The sequence below is a fragment of the Serratia sp. NPDC078593 genome (assembly GCF_050268245.1).
GTDB lineage: Bacteria > Pseudomonadota > Gammaproteobacteria > Enterobacterales > Enterobacteriaceae > JBNNGK01.
Genome location: NZ_JBNNGK010000003.1, coordinates 109970 through 123146, shown reverse-complemented (window position 1 = coordinate 123146; position 13177 = coordinate 109970). Strand labels below are relative to the sequence as shown.

Here is a 13177-nt window from a genome sequence, read left to right as displayed (position 1 = left end):
CACGGAAGGCAGCAACTGGCGGTGCGTATCACGCTTCACTTAGCGCCAACATCGATACTGCGTCAAATCAGCGAGGTCTATGCTAATGTTGCGCTACACCGTTAGCTAACCCATGGGAAAATATGGAACATAAATTGGATGAGTTTATCCGCCATGCTTTAGAGGCTCAGCCTATCAGCGGCACCTCGTTGATCATCTCATTATACGGTGATGCATTAAGCCATCGCGGTGGTGAAGTATGGTTGGGCAGTTTAAGCGCACTGCTGGAATCATTGGGTTTTGGCGATCGTTTCGTGCGAACATCCGTCTTCCGTCTGCAAAAAGAAGGCTGGTTGGATGTAGAAAAGATCGGGCGGCGTAGCTATTACCGGGTTACCGAGCAAGGCATGCGCCAATTTAGCCACGCTGAATCAAAAATTTATCTCAGTGAGCCCCCCGAATGGGATGGCAAATGGGAACTTTTGTTACTAGAAACAGCGGAAAAAAACGAACGGGCGCGATTACGGAAAAAGCTAGGCTGGCTGGGTTTTGGTCAAATCGCTAACAACGTCATGGCTGCCCCCACCCATGCCCAAACCGACGTCACGGCATTACTCAACGAACTGAACGCCAGCGAACAGGTCATTTATTTCCGCGCCGATTATCCCTATAACAAATCAGAGCACACTTTACGCCAGCGGGTTACCGAATGCTGGTCGCTGGACGAAGTAGCGAGCAATTACCATGAGTTTATTGTTTTTTTCCGCCCGTTGATGATGCGACTACGTGATCTGGACGACTCAGCATTGACCCCGCTGCGATGCTTCCAAATTAAGCTATTATTAATTCACTTCTTCCGTCGCGTAGCGCTGAAAGATCCGCTGCTGCCCGATGCGCTGTTGCCAGCCCAATGGGAAGGGCAAATCGCCCGTAATTTGTGCATCAATATTTATCAGCGCGTTGACCCAGCCGCCACAGATTATGTCAGCGCACTGGCGGAAACCACCATTGGCGCCCTACCGGCCCCAAGTGCAGGGTATTACCGACGTTTTGGCGGTCTACCCCGCCCCCATACGACGATTTAAGGAGCCGCAATAATGCCTGTCTATCAAATTGATGGCCTAACGCCGGTCGTTGATCCCACCAGTTATGTGCACCCGACGGCGGTGCTAATTGGTGACGTCATTATCGGTAAAGGCGTCTACATTGGCCCCAATGCGAGCCTGCGCGGTGACTTTGGCCGCATCAAGGTAGAAGATGGCGCAAATATTCAGGATAATTGCGTCATGCACGGTTTCCCACAGCAAGATACCGTGGTAGAGCAAGACGGCCACATCGGGCATAGCGCTATCCTGCACGGTTGTCGAATCGGCCGTAATGCGATGGTTGGCATGAATGCTGTCGTCATGGACGGCGCAATCATTGGCGAAAATACGATTATCGGCGCTTGCAGTTTTATCAAGGCCGCAGCAGAAATCGAAGCCAACAAGTTAGTGATCGGCAGCCCTGCTCGCGTGGTACGCGAACTGACTGAGCAAGAGCTGCGTTGGAAACGCATCGGTACACAGGAATATCAAGATCTGGTTTTGCGCTGCAAGCGTTCGCTAAAAGAAGTTGCGCCGCTTAGCGAACCTGAGCCGCATCGCCAACGACTGACGTTTAGCGAACGCTTAGTGCCGAAAAGCCAATCGTAAGCCCCCTTTCTTCCCTATTTGTTATACGCTTTGTGGAAAGCGTATTTATTGGCAAAATGCAGCGCCAGAGGTGTGATCCATATTTGGCTGACAAAATACGCTGTTGTCATCAACGGTTTTCGCCTCGTCTGCTTTGGTACAGTGTTCCGCGCCAGAGGTGTGATCGATATTTTGTACACAGAAGACGCTGTTATCCACTTCAGGTTTAACCTGTTCCCCCGCGTAACTATAACCTGATGCACATAATACCGCGAGCGTTGCAGCAGCCGCTATTTTTGCTATTTTCATATTAATTCCCTCCTTTGTAGATTGTTATTATTGTACACCCGCACGGTGAAGCGACAATCGCTAACGCCCTATATTTTATTACAATAAGTAAGTGGATATGTCTTTGTGACTACAATTAATGAATAACTAGAATTATTACTTGGATTCTTCACTGTATGGCTCGTGATTTTTAATTTTTTAAAATAGCCACACCCACCATTCAGTGGGCATGGCTGATACAAAACCTCCTTGTTATGCGTAGTTTTCCTCGAAATGATTTTTGATTTCAGTGAATGCGTTTTCAATATTTTCATGTGCCGTACTCAATGAAATCAGATCTCGTGATTTAACACCGAGTGAATCATCTCGATAGATTGTCAATTCAGCTATCAATACAACACCATTAGTATATACCTCATATTTAACACGTGATGGTTTTTTGCTGATAAAAATATAACTATTGTGTAGGTTATTAATTTCAATATATGACATATTAACACTCCTTTTAAATGAGTTATATTTTTACCATGGCTAATATTTTTATAAAATATATCCATGTTGTTATAGGCTTGACACAAAAATCAATATTTTTGTCACTTTTAAACCTGAGGTCGGACAGCTAAAATAAAAATAATAGGTAACCTCATACCATCCAAAAAAGAAAAAATCGCAACAACTTTTGACATTTAACTGATTAAAAAATATATAAATATCAGCCCAGTGCGCACTCTGGCGCTACAGAAATAGGCTGGGTGCGGTATAGATCACAGACACATAACTCGCTAAGTGTTTGAATAATGGCAAAGAGATGAGTTTGGCCTTGAGGGTGATTGTGCCTTCAATGGTTTTCCGCTCAGCCTCTCTGCATGAAATGCTTGCTATGCTGCTCCTGTTTGCGGCATGTTTACTAGGTTAGCTTCCTATCGAATGTTCATGTGACACATTGACGAGCAACGCGATGATTAAATGGCCGTGGAAAGCAAATACTCCCCCCAAAGAAACACAGGATCAGTGGCAGCAGGCGCTGACCATTCCTCTGTTTTCGCCGTTGGAACAACATGAGCAACAACGTCTGATCGCGATCGCCTCGCAATTATTGCAACAAAAGCGCATTGTGCCGTTGCAAGGGCTGGAACTTACCCCCTCCATGCAGGCGCGCATCGCTTTACTTTTCGCCTTGCCGGTAATGGAACTTGGCGCCGAATACCTTGATGGTTTTAATGAAATTCTGCTCTACCCCTCACCGTTTGTGGTCGAAGAAGAGTGGCAAGACGACATCGGGCTCGTGCATTCCGGCTCGGTGGTACAATCCGGCCAAAGTTGGGAACAGGGACCCATTGTGCTCAATTGGCAAGATGTGCAGGACTCATTCGATCTTTCAGGTTTTAACCTGATCATCCATGAAGCAGTACATAAATTAGATATGCGCAATGGCGGCATAGCAACGGGTATTCCCTCCATTCCGCTGCGTGATGTGGCCGCATGGGAACACGATTTGCACGCGGCGATGGAAAACATTCAGGACGAGATCGATATGGTCGGGGAAGAGGCGACAAGTATAGACGCCTACGCCGCCAGCGATCCGGCTGAATGTTTCGCCGTCTTGTCTGAATATTTCTTCAGTGCGCCAGAGCTACTCGCCGCACGTTTTCCAACCTTATATCAACATTTTTCTACCTTTTATAAGCAGGATCCCTTGGCGCGCTTACAGCGCTGGCAGGCCATTTGTGATGCAGAAACCCGCTAAAACAAGCGTGGTTGTTCAGTTGCTGAGCAATCAGGCCAAAAGCGCTGATTTAGCATTGACACGCCCCCTACCGCTGGATATGATGCGCCCCGTTCACACGATTCCTCTGTAGTTCAGTCGGTAGAACGGCGGACTGTTAATCCGTATGTCACTGGTTCGAGTCCAGTCAGAGGAGCCAGATTTAGAAAGCCCCGCTTAAGGTAAATTAAGCGGGGCTTTTGCTATGTCTACTCGCTGAATGATATTCTGCTACTGCACTAACGCCAGCGTCCGTTTTTCCTGACTACGATACCCCACCATCGACACTAATAATGCCTGTACGGCTAATGCCGTTGCTGAAAGCGGTTGCTGAGCGGAAACACACAGTGAAAGCGGTATCGAAATCACGGGGCGCGTTATACGCGCCATCCACGCTTTGCCCGAGCCAATCATCGCCCTAGCGGCAGACTCAGGTAGAATTGTCGCGCCCATACCGCTGGCGACTGCAGCACTGAGCGTAGCCGGAGACGCGATCTCAGCGATGACATGATAGGTCAACCTACGCACCGCCATCGCCTCATCAAGTTGATTTCGCATCCTATCATCCTTGTGCGGCAAAAAGAGATTAAACCGCGATACATCCGTCAAATCGATACTGTTACCCGGGCTGGACACGGTACGTGCGGCCACCAGATACAACTCTTCTTTTGCCAACACCGTGGTACTGAGGCTCGGCGACGTTGCCCCCCCGCACAGTACCGCCATATCGAGTCGACCATTTTCGACCTGACTCGCCAATGTGGCACCGTCGTGCTCATGTAAGCTAAGTAAAATATCAGGATATTGCTCGCCCAACGCTTGTAATAGCGGAAGGGCGAACTGAACCGCCGCACTGCCAGACGCGACCCCAACCGCCACGCGGCCACTCATCGCTTGTCCGGCACAATACACCGCACTTTGCGCCAATTCGCACTGTCGTAGAATAGATTGTGCGTGGGCATAAAGAATATTTCCGGCAGCAGTCGGCATCACGCCACGTTTAGAGCGAATCAATAACTGTTGATTCAACTCCCCTTCCAGCGTTGCCAACTGTTGGCTGAGAGCCGGCTGCGCGATATGCAACACTTCGGCTGCCTGTGTCAAACTGCCAATATCGACAATTTTAACGAAATACTTAAGTCGTCTAAGATTCATGATGCATCCGCCCACCGGTTAACCGCCAAATGAAAACTCAGCTTATAGGCAGCAAGATCCAGGCCAGAATGGCAGTGTGTCGGCGCATTCACGGTAACCGCAGGAAAATAAAATAGAAATATAAAGAAGGTATACCTCGGTATTATTAACGCCAATGCCGCTTTGCACCAAAATGGCAACTGCCCCGCCCCTGATGCACAGTGCCTTACGCGTGAGAGGCATTTTATGGGGATACAATTCAGACTATTTAGCTAATAATTCAGCAGATTGGATAATCTTAATGCAAACGCACGCGTTCGTGTTTTTTGATGCTTTACAACCTTCTGACACCTCGCTATGATTCGCCTCGTTCACACGATTCCTCTGTAGTTCAGTCGGTAGAACGGCGGACTGTTAATCCGTATGTCACTGGTTCGAGTCCAGTCAGAGGAGCCAAATTCGAGAAAGCAGACGTCTTCGGGCGTCTGCTTTTTTCATTTATATTAATTGGTTATCCCTCTTCAACAGACAATCTAGCCCTGTATTCCTCTAGTTCACCGTACTGAGAATCCCATTCGTAAATCCGCCTACCTTTAGCATCAATCCAGCGCTCTCTAAGGCCACCGCCACCCTGTTTTGGTGTTTTTTTCTTAGCTTATCTAAGACCTGAAATACCAATTTCACTCGTTTCCGGAGCTGGATGATAATCATGATCTGTATCAGGAATACCAGAACGTCCCTGACTAAGATAAACATAAATCGGCGGGATATTCGGCAATGGTAGAATAAGAATATAATCCGCAAATGTCTTCTCATCCGGCGCTGGGCTGGTTGTTGCCTCAATGCGGGTGTCTTCCGGCAGCGGATCAACCACTACCGGGTTCGGTATCCTTACTGGGTGGCGTATGCCAGTCATGAGGAACAGGATTACCGTTATCAACTTGCCCCATGTAACCGAGCACGATAAATCTTGTATGCACCCTAACAGCGTTAACTATTACTTGACTTTACGTCTTTCAGCATAGGCTTTATGGGCTTCGTTCAAACTCATGACATTAGCCCCCATAGCCATAAGTTGGATCTTCCCCTTGAATAGGATTATCTTCCCAATTGCAAACCGGGCAGATTTCATAGCTCCCGACTTCCGAAAATTCATATTTATGACAACAAGGGCATAGACACATTGTGCTATTCATTATTTTACCCAATTGCTTTTCTAATTTTCGATATTAGTCTGTTTTTATCCCATCCCACACTATATTTAGACTCCGATGCATCCCAACAACCATTGGCTATTCGATTAATAATAAATTCGCCATTCGTTTCAAACGCTGGATACCAACCGACATCAACAATAATCCCAGATTTAAATGATAATTGTAATAAATCCTCATCCAAGACCATTATCTGTGATTCTATACCTTGCGAAAAAAAATAGCCGACAGCTCGTCAAATATATTTATGAGATCAAGATCAAAATCGGTTCCTAGAATAGGATATTTCTTCATCATTTCAAAAGTTTCCTTATCTTTATAAGCTCCTTGAACAGAATCAAACTCTTTTACCTTCCAATTTTGACCATTTGTAGTCGATATTCCTGTTTCCCATACTGATCCTACCCACGTAATGTGGACACGACCCTAAGCGAGGTTCTGGTTTTCAAATTGTTCGGGACTGAGACCGCCACAGGCACTGTGTCGGCGCCACCGATTGTAATCACATTCGATATAATTAAACACCGTCGTTCGCATTATTTCCTGGCTGGATGTTGGCGATGATTAGGAATGAAGCAGCACTCAAGATATTTCGTACTGCTCCAGAGATGTTCGTAATATATTAAATACTGCCGCCTGAAATCTGGAAAGTGTTATCAGAGGAATAGAATTTTTTACATAGTAAGTCCTCTAATTTAACTGCTTGATCTTCATTAAGATTATAAACACCAATACCTAATGAAAATTCTATTTTATCCTCTTCGCTCCATCCCATAATTTCAGCCACACCCGATAACTGATTCTCTGGTATTTCAATCTCAAAAAGTAACTCCTCATCTACTTTTCTATATACATCAATAGTATATATTATCGTCATTTTTCCACCTTTCTTGTTGGGTCTGCGGGTTTTGTTTGCTCGCCAGTAATATGATTAAATTCACCTAAATGATTGCGACCTGAACGATCATAAACTTCTACCGTGCCGTGTTGAGAATCCCACTCATAGATTTTTCCTTTTGAATCTTTCCAGCGATTGCGTAGTTTACCGCCACCTTTAACAGGTGTTTTAGCTTGTGCTTTTTTTGCATCAGGATACGCAGGTAGCGGGGGGGTTTCCTTAGGTGGAGTGTAGTATTTATGATCCACATTCAGATAAACATAAATCGGCGGGATATTCGGCAATGGTAGGATAAGAATATAATCCGCAAATGTCTTCTCTTCCGGTGCAGGGCTGGTTGTAGCCTCGATGCGCGTATCTTTCGGCAGCGGATCAACAATAACTGGGTTAGGTATTCTTAGCGGGTTCTGGTTGCCTGTATTTGAAGGAGCATTGACACCTGAACTGTCTGGCGTCCAGATGATGGTGATACGTGGATCTTCCTCTGTGGTGAACGTATACGCCTTCCAGTTGTTGTCCCACTCCATTTTTCGCACACGCACCATATCTTTACCGGATGGTGTATGCCAGCCATGAGGAACCGGATTACCTTTATCATCTTGTTCCCATGTATAACGCACACGGCTTGGTGCTTCATGCATCTGTTCCAGACGCATCAGGTCAATAAAGTCCTGCTCACCGTCATTGAGTCTTCCGGGCATCATTCCCATAACAACTGCTGCGATGGGAGCACCGGGGCCGCTGGCTGCGACCCTTCCGAGTCCGGTTACCATCTCACCAAGTTTAACTGCCCACGTTCCTGCCGTAATGGCACTGCCACCTACCAACCCAAGAACACTGGCACCTTCAACGGCCGTCTGGGCGTTAGCAGCACTTGTAGCTGCGGCTTTTGCCCGCTGGTATTCGACTTCCTCATGATTACCAAACCACCATTTATACAGAGCGCTTCGTTTTTTCGGCTTAGGGAGCGCTTCTGCAGGTTTCTTCTTTTTGGCGGCTTGCGCGTGTTGGGGAACGTCATTATCTGATGCCGGATCGGCTGGAGGTACGGCCTGATAAAATGCCATCTCCGCAAAATTGGTGTGCGGTTCCGGCTGTTCCCCCGCCTCGTTACAACCCTCACCACGCAGGCAGGATTTGGCGAATACCCGGTTTCGCTCCCGCTCTTCAGCCAGCCATTTTTCCTCAGCTTTCTGCAGCTCCTGCCTTTCTCGCTGAGTGACAAGAGCAAGCAATCGCGTCTTTTCTGCCTGCTCTTCGGCCGTATCATTCCTGATATAGCTATCCGGAATAGACGGGATAAATTTTGCGCTACAGGGACAAGAACTTACACTCTCCAACGTTCCCGCCAATCTTCGCCCCTCGTCCCAGGTATCGGACGTCCCACCCAGTATTTTATATACGCCCGGATGCTGACCACAGGTTACTTCATCACCTTCCCGTGCCCCCGCAACACCATACCAACTTAGCGTTTCATCCCCGGTCAGTATCTTGCCCCCGCAGGTCGTCTGATCGCCTACCCGCAGATAAAACCCCATCGCGCCCATTAGTCTACTCCTTTGTCCTTAAAGGCGTTACCTACCAAAATTTTCGATGCCAGTTCATTAGTGTATTGACGATCCATTCCATTTCCCTCGTCATCTTTATGGGTAAGCTGGTGCAATACTAACCGATTATGATTTAACTTTGATGTGGGGTTTGTCATGTATGAAGACGAAATGAACATAAAGTGGGGGATTCAATCTGGGGTAATAATGGCTTTATCGTTTCTTCATTCATATAACTATGTCATCACGTACCACCATTTTGTGCCGCACGCCCAAGGCCTCCATACGCTCTGATAAATGATCGCTGCTATGCCCTGGCGTCAGGAGCGGCACAAGGTTACCGGTAAGTTTAACGCAGCATTAGAGTAACTTAAGGCAAATACTGTATCATGCCCAATCTTGCCCGCACTCTGGCATATGCCGAGATGGGTATCCGTGTGGCTGGGTCAATACTGCAGATAGCGGCAGCCATTGCTGAGTCATAGACCTTGTAAATCGAGCCAAATGCAGGCTCAAATTGAATACAGAGGTAGACGTTGTCGCTTTACTACGTTCTTTTTCTTGCGATTGTTCAAGGTATTACTGAGTTTTTACCGGTAAGTTCTTCTGCCCACCTCATTCTGGGGCGCGATTTGGCAACAGCGATTGGCTTACCGCTGAGTGAACAAGATGCTGCGGATCAACTCGCTTTTGATATCGCATTGCACGTCGGTTCGCTGGGCGCGGTGGTGCTCTATTTCCGGCGGGATATCGGCGAAATGATGATGGGTGCCTTGGATTGTCTTCGGGGACGCAAAGGACCGCGCTTTCATCTGTTTCTGATCACCGTTGTCGCCACTCTGCCGATTATTATCATCGGCTTTCTCGCGAAAGATGTGGTGACCAACCTGCTGCGCTCAACTGAGATTATCGCATGGATGACCATCCTATTTGGTATTGCACTTTGGTGGGCCGACCGAAGCAACGTCACACGCCGTGAGCCCACCGAAATTACGACGAAGCAAGCCTGCCTGGTTGGCTTAATGCAATGTCTGGCGATCATCCCGGGGGTTAGCCGCTCGGGGATCACCATGACAGCAGGCCGATTACTGGGTTTCGATCGCCCATTATCTGCGCGTTTCGCTCTGCTTTTATCATTACCTACCATTCTGGGCGCAGGCCTGATGGCGACGTATGATCTCTATCAAAGTGGCGACGCGCGCCTGACTGCCGACGCGATATTGGGCGGTGGCTTTGCCTTTCTGGCCGCTTGGGCGGCGGTGGTATTGATGATGCGTTGGCTCAACCGCGCCAGCTATCTCCCCTTCGTAATTTACCGTATCGCCTTGGGATTACTGTTACTTGGGCTGATTTACGGTACCTCATAAACCACCAACGCCCACCTGTTAGCATTACGCCGGTTCATCATCATTTTGGCTGATGAACCGGTTAAAAAGGGGATGTTGAGTCCCAATGCCAACTGCGGTTACGATGCCACCGAGACACCCCACCTAGCCCATACCGCAACGGCGACAGTTCCCCACCCCGATTCTGCACCCTACTGCGCAATGCCGAACCAACCCGATAATACGCGGGTGTTTCAGAGCACCTCATACTGCACGATCAACTGGCCCTTCTTCATTTTCACCGCATTTATTTGCACCTGGCCCACTTCAGCCAGCGAACCGACGTGAGTACCGCCGCAACCATAGGCGGGTAAGTCGCCAAAACCGACTTTACGCAGGCCATTATCAAGGTGTTGCACGCGGGGTAAGTCTGCGGCAATCAACTTCATCAACTCGGTTTGTAACCCGCTTGGATCCAGGGTTTTTGCTTCAGCCCCCGCAACAAAGGTAATACGCCCTTCCCCCGGCCAGTGATGCGCCTTAACCGGTTGCCATCCTTGTCGTTCACCGAGATAACCGATCATATGTCCGGCAGAGTGCCAGCGGGCATGTAGCGCACGCACCGCGGGATCGATCACGACGTTAACGGCGCCCAGCGGCAGCGGCTCAGCGACAATATGCTGTATCGCATTATCCTGTTGTAGCACTCGCATTACCGGCACACCATTCAGGCTCCCCTTATCCGCCGGTTGCCCGCCCCCTTGCGGATGAAAAATCGTCGTATTAAGCTCGACGGCGTAAAGAGCGTCGTCAAATGGCGTACACGCCACCACCTCAGCACTGAGTTGCAGATCATCATTGTCGTAATAACGTCGCTCGGTCATCAGATATTCCTCCTTACTCTCGAAGTACTGATTATATTCGTGTCATAATGAACTGATAATCCGTTGCTAACAGAATGGACTTGTGCGCTGTGATCACAAATCAAGCTTCTTCACTCTTGGCCGAAATGGCGATCTTTGTCCAGGTCGTGGAAAGTGGCAGCTTCTCCGCCACCGCACGTCAACTGGGCGCGTCGCCCTCAGCCATTAGCCGTAATATCAGTAAATTGGAACACGCGTTGTCTGTGCGTTTACTGCATCGCACTACGCGAAAATTACGTCTCAGCGAACAAGGTGAAGCGGTTTATCAACATTGTCGCCAAATGTTGGACGCCGCCAATGCCGCGATGGTGGTGAGCGGGCAAGGCAACGCCGAGCCGCAAGGATTGGTCAGTGTCAGCGTACCCAAGGCAATCGGTCACTTGGTGCTGCACCCGCACATCCCCGCTTTTTTGCAGCGCTATCCCAAGGTTGACGTACGCCTTCGGCTGGAAGATCGCTATATGGATCTCATTGACGATCACATTGATTTAGCACTACGTATTACCGAACGCCCCGCGCCGGGATTGATTGGTCGTCAACTGATGACCATCGATCACCTGCTGTGCGCCACTCCGCACTATTTATCACGCCACGGCGTGCCGCAGCACCCACAGGATTTAATCCAGCATAGCTGTATTTATTTAGGGGAGACGCCAAACGATGCACGCTGGAAGTTCCGTCAGGCGGGCAAAACGGTCACGGTGAACGTACGCGGCCGCTATGCCGCTAACCATACCGGCGTACGATTAGATGCCGTGCGCCAGCATATCGGCATCGGCAGTTTGCCGTACTTTACCGCACGCCAGGCGTTGGAGAATGGCGAGATAGTACCAGTGCTGCCTGAGTGGGATTTCATCAGTAATTATCACGGCGGACTTTGGTTACTGTATGCCCCGAGCCAGCATCTGCCCGCCAGGCTGCGGGTATTTATCGATTACCTCGTCACTTGTCTCGGACAAGCCCCTCACTCAAAGCGCCTTGCGTAAGGTGATATTGATACGGTGTGGCCCCACCAGCGAATGATACCCCTCTTTGACGGGCATAATGCCATGAAAGCGCAGGCGTGAAGGCCCGCCCCACACCACCACATCGCCGTGCACCAATGGAATACGCTGCGTTTTATCGCTGCGCTGCATACCGCCAAACTGGAACACCGCCGGTAAGCCTAACGAAACAGAGACAATCGGTGCGGTAAAGTCTCGTTCATCTTTATCTTGATGTAACGACAGTTTACTGCCGGGATCGTAACGATTTATCAGGCAAGAATCCGGTACATAGTGACCAAAACCCGCCTGCACGGCAGCCTCATCGGCCAGTGCCAGCAATATGTCAGGAATTGGCGGCCAGCGTTTGCCACTGCCTGCGTCGCGGGCGGAATAGCGATAACCTCGGCCATCACTGCCCCAACCGTTACCGCACCAACTCATCGCTACCGACATGGTAAAGCCACCGGGGGTGGTCAAATGCCGCCACGGCACCTGTGCCAACACGCTGTACACCGCGGCCAGCAGTTCGCGCCCGTGCTCACGGACAAAACCGTGCAAGACCACTGCACCGGGTGCGATTTCTTCACGCCAAGGTGGCGGGAGTTCATCTTCAAAAAGATCGAGCGTCATCGAACAAGCCTGTTGATATATACAGTAAATATTTTAACCACAAATACCGGCTTGTCCAGTGCGCTCACTCCGGGAAGCAAATAATCACTATTTATCTGAACTATAAGTGAATTATAGTTGTGACATTGTCACCATCACGCAGAAACTGTCCGCGAAAACGCCGACCGGCCGGGCAATCGGCAGTCAGCGCGTTGAGTAACTCAAGTTCGAAAGTTTGCGCTTGCCAATCAATCGCTATGGCGCGCGCATCGAGAAAATCAAAATAGCGTTGTACCTGAGGATACAGCGCCTTAAATAAACTTTCTTTGGCGGAAAAAGCCAGCGTCAGCAACAGATTAAAAGCGCCCGATTGCTGCTGTAGCCAAACATATTCATCGGCCGTGACAATCGCTTCCCACAGTTGCGCGGCGCGCTCCTCCGCCATTATCGTTTCTACATCCAGCCCAACGCCCCCCGCCTGCGTTGTGTGCTGTACCGCACACAGCACCGTATCCGCATTGTGACTCAATGCACCCGCGACCCCTGTAGGCCAGATGGGCGCGCGATCCTCTCCCCGTTGTACAATAAATCCTGGGTGCCCTAACGACGCCAATGCCTGCCGCGCCACTATTCGCCCTGCCAAATACTCCGCCCGTCGCTTCGGCACCGACGGGGTTAAATGCGGCGGAAACGGGATTTCAGCTTGGCTGAATAAGGCATCATGATAATGGACGGTGTGAAATCGGCTACGAATCACTCGGCCGGAAAAACCGCCGAAGGTCAGCCATTGCGTATCGATGAGAAAAGCGGCAAGCACGTGCGTTCCATAATGAAGT

14 protein-coding genes, 2 tRNA genes and 2 pseudogenes are annotated in these 13177 nt (G+C 49.3%); 7 read left to right on the top strand and 11 right to left on the bottom strand.

The features are described 5' to 3' along the window. Positions 1–122 precede the first annotated feature (122 nt). Positions 123–1064, top strand: coding sequence for a phenylacetic acid degradation operon negative regulatory protein PaaX (gene paaX, locus ACQKDS_RS04675; protein WP_399666778.1), 942 nt, complete (start codon positions 123–125; stop codon positions 1062–1064). Between the two features lie 12 nt (positions 1065–1076). Further along, a complete protein-coding gene (gene paaY, locus ACQKDS_RS04670; protein WP_399666780.1) occupies positions 1077–1673 on the top strand; it encodes a phenylacetic acid degradation protein PaaY in 597 nt (198 codons plus the stop codon). Positions 1674–1718: 45 nt separating this feature from the next. On the opposite strand, the gene ACQKDS_RS04665 is transcribed toward paaY, so the two are convergent. Together ACQKDS_RS04665 and ACQKDS_RS04660 are read right to left on the bottom strand one after the other, a co-directional pair. Further along, entirely contained in the window at positions 1719–1961 is a 243-nt protein-coding gene (locus ACQKDS_RS04665) for a hypothetical protein (RefSeq protein WP_399666782.1), read from the bottom strand. Between the two features lie 231 nt (positions 1962–2192). Beyond that, a complete protein-coding gene (locus ACQKDS_RS04660; RefSeq protein ID WP_399666785.1) occupies positions 2193–2432 on the bottom strand; it encodes a hypothetical protein in 240 nt (79 codons plus the stop codon). 466 nt (positions 2433–2898) lie between these two features. On the opposite strand from ACQKDS_RS04660, the gene mtfA reads away from it, so the two are divergent. Together mtfA and ACQKDS_RS04650 are read left to right on the top strand one after the other, a co-directional pair. After that, positions 2899–3687, top strand: coding sequence for a DgsA anti-repressor MtfA (gene mtfA, locus ACQKDS_RS04655; protein WP_399666789.1), 789 nt, complete (start codon positions 2899–2901; stop codon positions 3685–3687). A gap of 102 nt (positions 3688–3789) precedes the next feature. Beyond that, positions 3790–3865, top strand: a tRNA-Asn gene (locus tag ACQKDS_RS04650). A gap of 71 nt (positions 3866–3936) precedes the next feature. Here ACQKDS_RS04650 and nac read toward each other — a convergent pair. Next, the gene (nac, locus tag ACQKDS_RS04645; RefSeq protein ID WP_399666792.1) at positions 3937–4860 is read right to left on the bottom strand and encodes a nitrogen assimilation transcriptional regulator NAC; all 924 of its coding nucleotides are present in this window, start codon (positions 4858–4860) and stop codon (positions 3937–3939) included. Positions 4861–5219: 359 nt separating this feature from the next. Here nac and ACQKDS_RS04640 point away from each other — a divergent pair. Beyond that, positions 5220–5295, top strand: a tRNA-Asn gene (locus tag ACQKDS_RS04640). A gap of 79 nt (positions 5296–5374) precedes the next feature. Here the strand turns inward: ACQKDS_RS04640 and ACQKDS_RS04635 are convergent. From ACQKDS_RS04635 to ACQKDS_RS04615, 5 genes and pseudogenes are all read right to left on the bottom strand, one after another. Next, a pseudogene (locus ACQKDS_RS04635) lies at positions 5375–5752 on the bottom strand (colicin E3/pyocin S6 family cytotoxin); the annotation flags it as partial. 142 nt (positions 5753–5894) lie between these two features. Then, the gene (locus tag ACQKDS_RS04630; RefSeq protein WP_427673875.1) at positions 5895–6023 is read right to left on the bottom strand and encodes a CPCC family cysteine-rich protein; all 129 of its coding nucleotides are present in this window, start codon (positions 6021–6023) and stop codon (positions 5895–5897) included. A 456-nt stretch (positions 6024–6479) separates the two neighbouring features. Next, a pseudogene (locus tag ACQKDS_RS04625) lies at positions 6480–6602 on the bottom strand (IS3 family transposase); the annotation flags it as partial. A gap of 73 nt (positions 6603–6675) precedes the next feature. Next, on the bottom strand, positions 6676–6930 hold the full coding sequence (locus ACQKDS_RS04620) for a DUF7683 domain-containing protein (RefSeq protein ID WP_399666798.1): 255 nt from the start codon (positions 6928–6930) through the stop codon (positions 6676–6678). Continuing rightward, on the bottom strand, positions 6927–8498 hold the full coding sequence (locus ACQKDS_RS04615) for a colicin E3/pyocin S6 family cytotoxin (RefSeq protein WP_399666801.1): 1572 nt from the start codon (positions 8496–8498) through the stop codon (positions 6927–6929). The genes ACQKDS_RS04620 and ACQKDS_RS04615 overlap by 4 nt, the downstream gene beginning before the upstream one ends. A gap of 536 nt (positions 8499–9034) precedes the next feature. Between ACQKDS_RS04615 and ACQKDS_RS04610 the strand changes: the two genes are divergently transcribed. Further along, entirely contained in the window at positions 9035–9865 is an 831-nt protein-coding gene (locus ACQKDS_RS04610; protein WP_399666804.1) for an undecaprenyl-diphosphate phosphatase, read from the top strand. Between the two features lie 212 nt (positions 9866–10077). Here the strand turns inward: ACQKDS_RS04610 and ACQKDS_RS04605 are convergent, their stop codons facing one another. Further along, complete coding sequence (locus ACQKDS_RS04605) at positions 10078–10707, bottom strand: alanyl-tRNA editing protein (protein WP_399666806.1); 630 nt, start codon at positions 10705–10707, stop codon at positions 10078–10080. A 125-nt stretch (positions 10708–10832) separates the two neighbouring features. Here ACQKDS_RS04605 and ACQKDS_RS04600 point away from each other — a divergent pair, with 125 nt between their 5' ends. Next, complete coding sequence (locus ACQKDS_RS04600; RefSeq protein WP_427673874.1) at positions 10833–11732, top strand: LysR family transcriptional regulator; 900 nt, start codon at positions 10833–10835, stop codon at positions 11730–11732. On the opposite strand, the gene alkB is transcribed toward ACQKDS_RS04600, so the two are convergent. Together alkB and ACQKDS_RS04590 are read right to left on the bottom strand one after the other, a co-directional pair. Further along, positions 11715–12362 carry a DNA oxidative demethylase AlkB gene (gene alkB, locus ACQKDS_RS04595; protein WP_399666811.1) on the bottom strand — a complete coding sequence of 216 codons (648 nt, stop codon included), beginning with the start codon at positions 12360–12362 and terminating at the stop codon, positions 11715–11717. The genes ACQKDS_RS04600 and alkB overlap by 18 nt on opposite strands. Before the next feature lie 100 nt (positions 12363–12462). Then, the gene (locus ACQKDS_RS04590) at positions 12463–13158 is read right to left on the bottom strand and encodes a 4'-phosphopantetheinyl transferase (protein ID WP_399666814.1); all 696 of its coding nucleotides are present in this window, start codon (positions 13156–13158) and stop codon (positions 12463–12465) included. Positions 13159–13177: the final 19 nt, after the last annotated feature.

Excerpts from the sequence above, each read along its gene's own strand:
- paaX (WP_399666778.1), top strand. The coding sequence starts at position 123 with ATGGAACATAAATTGGATGAGTTTATCCGCCATGCTTTAGAGGCTCAG.
- ACQKDS_RS04600 (WP_427673874.1), top strand. The coding sequence starts at position 10,833 with ATGGCGATCTTTGTCCAGGTCGTGGAAAGTGGCAGCTTCTCCGCCACC.
- ACQKDS_RS04665 (WP_399666782.1), bottom strand. The coding sequence starts at position 1,961 with ATGAAAATAGCAAAAATAGCGGCTGCTGCAACGCTCGCGGTATTATGT.
- ACQKDS_RS04660 (WP_399666785.1), bottom strand. The coding sequence starts at position 2,432 with ATGTCATATATTGAAATTAATAACCTACACAATAGTTATATTTTTATC.
- nac (WP_399666792.1), bottom strand. The coding sequence starts at position 4,860 with ATGAATCTTAGACGACTTAAGTATTTCGTTAAAATTGTCGATATTGGC.
- alkB (WP_399666811.1), bottom strand. The coding sequence starts at position 12,362 with ATGACGCTCGATCTTTTTGAAGATGAACTCCCGCCACCTTGGCGTGAA.
- ACQKDS_RS04620 (WP_399666798.1), bottom strand. The coding sequence starts at position 6,930 with ATGACGATAATATATACTATTGATGTATATAGAAAAGTAGATGAGGAG.
- mtfA (WP_399666789.1), top strand. The coding sequence starts at position 2,899 with ATGATTAAATGGCCGTGGAAAGCAAATACTCCCCCCAAAGAAACACAG.
- ACQKDS_RS04630 (WP_427673875.1), bottom strand. The coding sequence starts at position 6,023 with ATGTGTCTATGCCCTTGTTGTCATAAATATGAATTTTCGGAAGTCGGG.
- ACQKDS_RS04615 (WP_399666801.1), bottom strand. The coding sequence starts at position 8,498 with ATGGGCGCGATGGGGTTTTATCTGCGGGTAGGCGATCAGACGACCTGC.
- paaY (WP_399666780.1), top strand. The coding sequence starts at position 1,077 with ATGCCTGTCTATCAAATTGATGGCCTAACGCCGGTCGTTGATCCCACC.
- ACQKDS_RS04605 (WP_399666806.1), bottom strand. The coding sequence starts at position 10,707 with ATGACCGAGCGACGTTATTACGACAATGATGATCTGCAACTCAGTGCT.